Origin of the sequence: Stenotrophomonas sp. 3diitr2024, from assembly GCF_042136455.1 — a bacterium.
Classification (GTDB): Bacteria; Pseudomonadota; Gammaproteobacteria; order Xanthomonadales; family Xanthomonadaceae; genus Stenotrophomonas; species Stenotrophomonas sepilia.
Window position 1 is genome coordinate 1 of sequence record NZ_JBHHMJ010000758.1, and the last position, 7,501, is coordinate 7,501.

Here is a 7,501-nt window from a genome sequence, read left to right on the forward strand (position 1 = left end):
CGGGCGGCACTGGCGCCAGTGCCGCGCCACGGAAGAACGCCACCTTGATGTAGCGGGTGAAGCAATGGAAGCTGAGAAACCACCCTTCGCCCGGCGCAACCACATACATCGGCGAGTTCCACTTCACCGCCTTGTGCACCCCAGGTACGGCCTGCTCGATCAATGCATCCAGTCGCGCGCCGATCGGACGTTTCCAGTCCGGCATGGCGGCGATGTATGCCTGCACCGGCGCATCGCCCTCGCCCTTGGCGATCTGCGGGTTGCCACCGGACAGCAGCGTGGGCGCAGTGGAAGGTGCGGTTCGCTTGGCAGGCATCGCACGCTATGTCCATCGGGATGAAGCTGCAGCCTAGCGCGGGCCCGCCCGGTGGTCACGGCGCAGTGCGCCATCGGCTCAGCCCGCCTGCCGTGCGCGGAACCGGCGCCAGTCCGGCAGCTTGCGGTGGCAGCGCAGCGAGCGCATCAGCGCTGCCATCACGATACCGAACAGCACGCCAGCCGACAGGCCGGCCACCAGCAACAGCGCCAGCGGGCGCTCGCTGCCCTGCCACAGCATCAGCCACATCAGCGCGGTCCAGAACAGCCCGAACAACAGGCCCTGCACCAGCGCATTGGTACCAAAACCAGCCAGGATTGGTGGTGGCAGCGCGATGCCCACGCGCCACAGCAGGCGGTGCAGCAGCGGCGCCGACTGCACGCGCGCCAGCCCCTTGCCGTCGAGGAAGCGCAGTGCCGACTGGATCACGGCGGGATAGCGCGGGTTGATGTCGCTCATCAGCTGATCGTGGCCGATGCGATGCCGGAAACGCAAACGGCCACCCGAAGGTGGCCGTCGCGGCAACAACCGAAGTTGTTTATCAGGCCTTGTCGGCCAGACGGGCAGCCTTGGCGGCAGCAGCGGCAGCCAGGTCTTCCTTGATGCGGGCAGCCTTGCCTTCCAGGCCACGCAGGTAGTACAGCTTGCCGGCGCGGACCTTACCACGACGCTTCACTTCGACCGAGTCGATGATGGCGCTGTGGGTCTGGAAAACGCGCTCGACGCCGTAGCCGTGCGAGATCTTGCGCACGGTGAACGAGGAGTTCAGGCCGGCGTTCTTGGTGGCGATGACGACGCCTTCGTAGGCCTGCACGCGCTCGCGGCTGCCTTCCTTCACCTTCACGTTGACGACAACGGTGTCGCCCTGGCTGAACTTCGGCAGTTCGCGGGTGATCTGGGCGGATTCGAATTCCGCGACGATGGACTTGTTCAGCTTGCTCATGGGTTACACCGATTCTTGTTCGGGTGGGCGTGTCGTATCGACAACGTGGGCTCATGCAGTCACCGGACTGTGCTGCACGTTTGTTTTGGGTACTGCGCGCGCCAACCGGGGCTGGCGGGAATTGGCCATGATAGCCGATAAAGCCAGCCCTGCGCTAGGGGCTGGCCTTCTGGTTCCGGGCTTGGCGGCCCTGCTCCAGCAGTTTGCGGTCGGCCTTGCCCAGTGCCTGTTCATCCAGCAGGTCCGGGCGCCGCTGGGCGGTCCGGAGCAGCGACTGCTGGCGGCGCCAGGCGGCGATGGCCGCGTGGTTGCCCGAGCGCAGCACCTCCGGCACGTCCCCCAGCGGGTGCTGGGCCGGCTGGCTGTAATGCGGGCAGTCGAGCAGGCCGAGGTCGCCCTCGAAGCTGTCCTGCGCCGCCGACTCCGCATCGTTCAGGGCACCGTCCTGCAGGCGGGCCACGGCGTCGATGATCACCGCCGCGCCCAGCTCGCCCCCGGACAGCACGTAGTCGCCGAGGGAGATTTCCTCGTCGACATTGGCCTCCAGGAAACGCTCGTCGATGCCCTCGTAGCGGCCACAGAGCAGGACCATGCGCGGCAGCGCCGCCAGTTCCCGCACCTTGGCCTGGGTCAACGGCGCGCCCTGCGGGCTGAGGTAGATCACCCGCGCCGGGGTGGGATCGGCCTCTCGGATCGCCTGCAGGCAGGCCTGCAGCGGCTCGATCAGCATCACCATGCCCGGGCCACCACCGAACGGACGGTCGTCCACCCGGCGGTAGTTGCCTTCGGCGTAATCACGGGGGTTCCAGCCATGCAGGCTGAACAGTCCCTTCTCCTGCGCGCGCCCGACCACGCCCAGTCCAGCGGACTGGGCGAGGAACTCGGGAAACAGGGTGATGACGTCGAAACGCATGCTCACACTCAGAACTCGGGATCCCAGTCGACCACGATCAGGTTGGCCTCGAAATCGACCGATTTGACGAAGTCCGGCTGCACGAACGGAATCATCCGCTCGCGGTCACCCCGGACCACAACCACGTCATTGGCGCCGGTGCTGAACAGGTGCGAGACCTGGCCCAGGGCGACGCCCTCGGTGGTCTTCACATCCAGGCCTTCCAGGTCCACCCAGTAATACTCATCGGGCTTCGGCGGCGGCAAGGCACTGCGGGCCACGTAGATCTCGGTGCCGCGCATCGCTTCGACCACATCGCGATCCTCGACCCCGGGGAAACGGGCCACCAGGTGCTTGCCGCTGTCGCGGCCGCGCACACCTTCAACCGTGGTTTCCACGCCGGATGGGCTGCGCACGATCCACGGCTGGTAACGGAAAATGGCGGAACGTGGCTCGGTCCAGGACTCGAGTTTGATCTCGCCGCGCACACCAAAAGCGCCGACAACCCTGCCCAGCAGGATGCGGCGCTCGATATCTTTCATCTGCTTCAACCAAGAGGGCCACGCCGAAGCGTGGCCCGTCAGGATCAGGCCGCAGCGGCCTGGGACTTGGTCGCTTCCTTGATCAGGTTGCGGACCTTGTCGGTCGGCTGGGCGCCGTTCTTGACCCAATGGTCAACGCGGGCCAGGTCCAGCTCGATGCGCTTCTCGGCGCCCTGGGCGACCGGGTTGTAGAAGCCGATGCGCTCGATGTTGCGGCCGTCGCGCGCGCTGCGCACGTCGGTGACGATGATGTGGTAGAACGGACGCTTCTTGGCGCCGCCGCGGGTCAGTCGAATCTTGACCATGGTGTTTTTCCTATTGCCCAGTCGCCAGGATGGCGAGGTAAGCGGGCGATTATAGCGGCAGATCGCGGCCGGGCCAACCCCGGGGATGAACTCACGGGGTCAGATCCCTTTTGCGGCGCAAAAGGGATCTGGCCCCAATTTGTCCCAAGCCACCGCCGCCAGCACCGCCCTGCCCTGTTCAGCCAGCGCCTGGGAGCCGGGCAGGACATGCCCGTCAATGGCCTCCAGCGCCCACAGGCCGCTGGCGTTGCAGGCAAAAGCCGCCTTCACGCCGGCCAGATCGGCCAGCCGCAGCGGCTGAGTGGCCTGAGGCCCCGGCCAATGCTGCTTCAGCAGTGCCTCGGCAGTCCCGCGCAGGGCCGGCGCCTGCGGCCAGAGCAGCCGTTCACCATCGTGCACGGCCAGGTTCCAGGTGCTGCCTTCACTCACGTCGCCATCGGCGGTGACAAACAGCGCATCGTCGAATCCTTCCGCCATCGCCGCGCGACGCTCGGCGAACAGGCCGAAGGTGCCCACATGCTTGATCTGCGGCAGTTCACGCTGCCAGGCCACGCTGCGCACACGCTTGGAGGCGGTCAGCTTCATCGGCGCGGACACCGCCACCAGCACGTCCACCGGCACCGCCGCCAGCGGATTGCGGAAATCGAAGCGGCGCGAGTACACCGTCACCCGCAGCGAGGCATCGGCCTGCCCTGACTGCTGCAATGCCTGCGCCATCCATGCCTGTACCTGCACCGTGTCCAGTTCGCTGCCGAACAGTTCGCGCGTAGCCTGTGACAGCCGCGCCAGATGCAGGTCCAGCCCCTGCACTGCACCACCACGCACCTGCAGCGAGGTGAAGTGGCCGTAATTCACCAGCGCCGGCAGCAGGTCTTCCACCTGCGCCGCCCGGCCGTTGCAGCTCACCATCATGGCAGCAGTGCCTGCGCCTGTTCCCACATGCCGCGCAGCACGTCGGCGGCCGGCTGCGCCGGCGCCATCCACGCCGACTGCCCGGCCCAGGCCTGCATCGCAGCCAGACGATTTTCCTGTGCCGCCTGCCTGCGCATCGGGGCGGTCAGGCCGCGCTGCACCGGGTATGGACGCGGCGCGGGGGCGCCTTCTGCGGCAGCGGCGCGCACATAGGGCGTCGCCAGGCCACGGCCCAGGCGACCACTGAAGGCGCGGGTCGGCCAGGTGTCTTCCGGTTCGCTGGCGGCCAGCCCATCGGCCCACGCCGAAGCGATCGCCGCTTCCGGCGTGCGCAGGAAGGCGGTGCCGATCTGCACCGCACTGGCGCCCAAGGCGAGTGCGGCAGCGATACCACGGCCATCGGCGATGCCGCCGGCGGCAATCACCGGAATCCGCAGGTGATCGGCCAGGCGCGGCAGCAGCGCGAACAGGCCGACCAGCTGGCGCTCGGCCATCGCCGGATCGAAGGAACCACGATGGCCGCCGGCCTCCGCGCCCTGCGCCACCACCGCATCGGCACCGGCGTCCTGTGCCGCGCGCGCCTCGGACAAGGTGGTCGCGCACGCGATCCAGGCAATGCCTGCATCCTTCAACTGCTGCACGTGGCGCGGCAACAGCACGCCCATGATGGTCGAGGCCACCGCAGGACGCGCCGCCAGCAGTGCGGCAAACTGTTCCTCGAAGTCGGCCGGCGTGGCCTCGGCGGCGCTGGCCGGCACCTCCGGGCCCCATTGCGCCAGGAAGGCGCGGCTGGCGGCCTCGGCGGCAACGTCACGGGCCGGTACAGGGTCCGGCACCCACAGGTTCACCTGCGCCGGACCGCTGGAGGCTGCGCGGAAGTCATCCATCCAGCGACCGATATCGGCCGACGACGACAGCACCGCGCCCATTGCGCCCATGCTGCCGGCGTTGGCCAGCGCAGCCGACAACGGTACCGGGCAGGCACCAGCCATCGGTGCCAGCAGGATCGGAACGGAAACGCCAAAGCGCCGGCAGAACGCCTCGGCGCGGGAAGTGACAGCGGACATCTGCGTGGGAAGCCTATCGTTTCGGACAGGCCCCCATGGTGCGCGCTGGACGGGGCTGGCGTCGAGCTTGCCCGGCGGCCCGTTGCGCCACCTGCGCGGCGTCGCCCGAGCGTCGGCCCGGGCGCTTCATCAGATTGCGGACGGGGCCGTCATCAACGGAACGGCATGCCGCGGCCGCCCATGGCGCCCATCATGCCCTTCATGCTGCGCAACATGCCCTTCATGCCACCGCCGGCCATCTTGCTCATCATCTTTTCCATCTGCATGTACTGCTTCATCAGCTTGTTGACGTCGGCCGGCGTCACGCCCGAGCCCTTGGCGATGCGCGCGCGGCGCGAGCCGTTGAGCAGGTTCGGATTGCGCCGTTCCTTCTTGGTCATCGAGCCGATGATGGCGATCATGCGCGGCACTTCCTTGCCCTGGCTGACCTGCTGCTTCAGATGGTCGGGGATGTTGCCCAGGCCCGGCAGCTTGTCCATCAGGCCGCCGATGCCGCCCATGTTCTGCATCTGCTCGAGCTGGTCACGCATGTCGTTCAGGTCGAATTTCTTGCCCTTGGCGACCTTCTCGGCCAGCTTGGCGGCCTTGTCTTTGTCGACCTGCTGCTCGACCTGCTCGACCAGCGACAGCACGTCGCCCATGTCGAGGATGCGGCTGGCGATACGGTCCGGGTGGAACACGTCCAGGCCTTCCGGCTTTTCACTGACACCGACGAACTTGATCGGCTTGCCGGTGATGTAGCGCACGCTCAGCGCGGCGCCGCCGCGGGCGTCACCGTCGGTCTTGGTCAGTACCACGCCGGTCAGCGGCAGGGCATCGCCGAAGGCCTTGGCGGTGTTGGCCGCGTCCTGGCCGGTCATGGCGTCGACCACGAACAGCGTTTCGGCCGGATTCACCGCAGCGTGCAGGGCCTTGATCTCGGCCATCATCGCTTCGTCGATGGCCAGGCGGCCGGCGGTATCGACCAGCAGCACGTCGACGAACGACTTGCGTGCATCGTCGATGGCGGCGCGGACGATGGCTTCCGGCTTCTGGTCGGCACTGGACGGGAAGAACAGCACGCCCACCTGCTCGGCCAGGGTTTTCAGCTGCTCGATCGCGGCCGGACGGTAGACGTCGGCCGAGACCACCATCACCTTCTTCTTGCGCTTTTCCTTCAGGTGCTTGGCCAGCTTGCCCACGGTGGTGGTCTTGCCGGCGCCCTGCAGGCCCGCCATCAGGATGATGGCCGGAGCGGGCACATTGAGGTTCAGGTCGCTGGCTTCAGCGCCCATCACCGCAGTCAGCTCGTCGCGCACGACCTTGATCAGCGCCTGGCCCGGGGTCAGCGACTTCAGCACTTCCTGGCCGACCGCGCGCACCTTGATGCGCTCGATCAGCGCCTGCACCACCGGCAGCGCAACGTCGGCTTCGAGCAGCGCGATGCGCACTTCGCGGGTCGCCTCGCGGATGTTCTCCTCGGTCAGGCGGCCGCGGCCACGCAGGCGCTCGATGGTGCCGGAAAGGCGCTGGGTCAGGGACTCGAACATGCGGCGCAACCTGTCTGAAAGCGGGGGACAATAAGGCAGACAGTATAACGGGTCTGGCTGTCTCCCCGGACTGCGGCCACGGGGCCGTCGCCAGCATCACGGGGGTATGCGAAACTGCAACGATGACAATCGTTCTCATCGCCGTCCTGCTCTACCTGGCTGCCAGTGCCCTGCTGGTGCGCGCGCTTGGCCGCGATGAGACGACCGGCTCCCCCATCTGGCTGTGGCCGGCCCTGCCCGCCATGCTGCTGCACGGCGGCTACCACGTGATGGTGGCGATGCGCACCAACGGCGGGCCGGACATGCACTTCTTCGCCGCACTGTCGCTGGTCGGCCTGGGCATGGCCTGGCTGACTTCGCTGGTCGGCGCGCGCGGGCGGATGTCGGCGTTGGGCGTGGTGGTGTTCCCGCTGGCCGCCGTGCTGCTGCTGGCCTACCACGGTTACGGCCACGAACCGAGCAAGGTGCTGGGCTGGCGCCTGGCCAGCCACGCCTGGCTGGCCCTGCTGGCCTACGCCACGCTGAGCATCGCCGCGCTGCTGGCGATCATGCTGTGGCTGCAGGAACGCGCCCTGCGCCGCCGCGAGTTCCGGCCTTGGCTGCGCGCGCTGCCGCCGCTGGCCGACCTGGAATCACTGCTGTTCCGGGTGATCACCGTCGGCTTCGCGCTGCTGACCCTCACCCTGGTCACCGGGGTGCTGTTCGTCGACGACCTGCTGGCGCAGAAGCTGGTGCACAAGACCGTGCTGAGCGTGCTGTCGTGGATCGTGTTCGGCGTGCTGCTGATCGGCCGCCGGCGCTACGGCTGGCGCGGCATGAAGGCGGTGCACTGGACGCTGGCGGCGATGCTGTTGCTGCTGCTGGCCTTCTTCGGCAGCCAGTTGTCGAACTGGGTGCTGCCGCCGGTGCGGTTGCATGGGTCGGTGTAGCTCAGCTGGGCGTTGATGTCGAAGCCGGCCAGCAGCACGCCACCGGTCAGTTCGGCACCGCGGATG

General features: G+C 67.7%; 10 protein-coding genes. 1 reads left to right on the forward strand and 9 read right to left on the reverse strand.

The window, feature by feature from the left end:
• From ABGA94_RS20130 to ffh, 9 genes are all read right to left on the reverse strand, one after another.
• Positions 1 to 316: DUF1801 domain-containing protein (locus ABGA94_RS20130; protein WP_375367980.1), on the reverse strand; the 316-nt coding region annotated here is incomplete at its 3' end.
• A 78-nt stretch (positions 317 to 394) separates the two neighbouring features.
• Positions 395 to 775, reverse strand: coding sequence for a DUF6404 family protein (locus ABGA94_RS20135; RefSeq protein ID WP_005415737.1), 381 nt, complete (start codon positions 773 to 775; stop codon positions 395 to 397).
• Between the two features lie 82 nt (positions 776 to 857).
• Complete coding sequence (rplS, locus tag ABGA94_RS20140; protein WP_005415736.1) at positions 858 to 1,259, reverse strand: 50S ribosomal protein L19; 402 nt, start codon at positions 1,257 to 1,259, stop codon at positions 858 to 860.
• Positions 1,260 to 1,413: 154 nt separating this feature from the next.
• Positions 1,414 to 2,172 carry a tRNA (guanosine(37)-N1)-methyltransferase TrmD gene (trmD, locus tag ABGA94_RS20145; RefSeq protein WP_005415735.1) on the reverse strand — a complete coding sequence of 253 codons (759 nt, stop codon included), beginning with the start codon at positions 2,170 to 2,172 and terminating at the stop codon, positions 1,414 to 1,416.
• Positions 2,173 to 2,180: 8 nt separating this feature from the next.
• Positions 2,181 to 2,693, reverse strand: coding sequence for a ribosome maturation factor RimM (gene rimM / locus ABGA94_RS20150; protein WP_005415734.1), 513 nt, complete (start codon positions 2,691 to 2,693; stop codon positions 2,181 to 2,183).
• A gap of 44 nt (positions 2,694 to 2,737) precedes the next feature.
• Positions 2,738 to 2,998 carry a 30S ribosomal protein S16 gene (gene rpsP, locus ABGA94_RS20155; RefSeq protein ID WP_375367983.1) on the reverse strand — a complete coding sequence of 87 codons (261 nt, stop codon included), beginning with the start codon at positions 2,996 to 2,998 and terminating at the stop codon, positions 2,738 to 2,740.
• Between the two features lie 99 nt (positions 2,999 to 3,097).
• Positions 3,098 to 3,910 (reverse strand): aminotransferase class IV family protein, encoded by an 813-nt coding sequence (locus ABGA94_RS20160; RefSeq protein ID WP_375367984.1) that lies wholly within the window; start codon positions 3,908 to 3,910, stop codon positions 3,098 to 3,100.
• Positions 3,907 to 4,977: an NAD(P)H-dependent flavin oxidoreductase gene (locus ABGA94_RS20165; protein ID WP_375367985.1), complete on the reverse strand. Its 1,071-nt coding sequence runs from the start codon at positions 4,975 to 4,977 to the stop codon at positions 3,907 to 3,909. The genes ABGA94_RS20160 and ABGA94_RS20165 overlap by 4 nt, the downstream gene beginning before the upstream one ends.
• Positions 4,978 to 5,129: 152 nt before the next feature.
• On the reverse strand, positions 5,130 to 6,506 hold the full coding sequence (gene ffh / locus ABGA94_RS20170; RefSeq protein ID WP_014036403.1) for a signal recognition particle protein: 1,377 nt from the start codon (positions 6,504 to 6,506) through the stop codon (positions 5,130 to 5,132).
• A gap of 122 nt (positions 6,507 to 6,628) precedes the next feature.
• On the opposite strand from ffh, the gene ABGA94_RS20175 reads away from it, so the two are divergent.
• On the forward strand, positions 6,629 to 7,435 hold the full coding sequence (locus ABGA94_RS20175; RefSeq protein WP_375367986.1) for an inner membrane protein YpjD: 807 nt from the start codon (positions 6,629 to 6,631) through the stop codon (positions 7,433 to 7,435).
• Positions 7,436 to 7,501: the final 66 nt, after the last annotated feature.

Excerpts from the sequence above, each read along its gene's own strand:
- rplS (WP_005415736.1), bottom strand. The coding sequence starts at position 1,259 with ATGAGCAAGCTGAACAAGTCCATCGTCGCGGAATTCGAATCCGCCCAG.
- trmD (WP_005415735.1), bottom strand. The coding sequence starts at position 2,172 with ATGCGTTTCGACGTCATCACCCTGTTTCCCGAGTTCCTCGCCCAGTCC.
- ffh (WP_014036403.1), bottom strand. The coding sequence starts at position 6,506 with ATGTTCGAGTCCCTGACCCAGCGCCTTTCCGGCACCATCGAGCGCCTG.
- ABGA94_RS20175 (WP_375367986.1), top strand. The coding sequence starts at position 6,629 with ATGACAATCGTTCTCATCGCCGTCCTGCTCTACCTGGCTGCCAGTGCC.
- rimM (WP_005415734.1), bottom strand. The coding sequence starts at position 2,693 with ATGAAAGATATCGAGCGCCGCATCCTGCTGGGCAGGGTTGTCGGCGCT.
- ABGA94_RS20135 (WP_005415737.1), bottom strand. The coding sequence starts at position 775 with ATGAGCGACATCAACCCGCGCTATCCCGCCGTGATCCAGTCGGCACTG.
- rpsP (WP_375367983.1), bottom strand. The coding sequence starts at position 2,998 with ATGGTCAAGATTCGACTGACCCGCGGCGGCGCCAAGAAGCGTCCGTTC.
- ABGA94_RS20165 (WP_375367985.1), bottom strand. The coding sequence starts at position 4,977 with ATGTCCGCTGTCACTTCCCGCGCCGAGGCGTTCTGCCGGCGCTTTGGC.
- ABGA94_RS20160 (WP_375367984.1), bottom strand. The coding sequence starts at position 3,910 with ATGATGGTGAGCTGCAACGGCCGGGCGGCGCAGGTGGAAGACCTGCTG.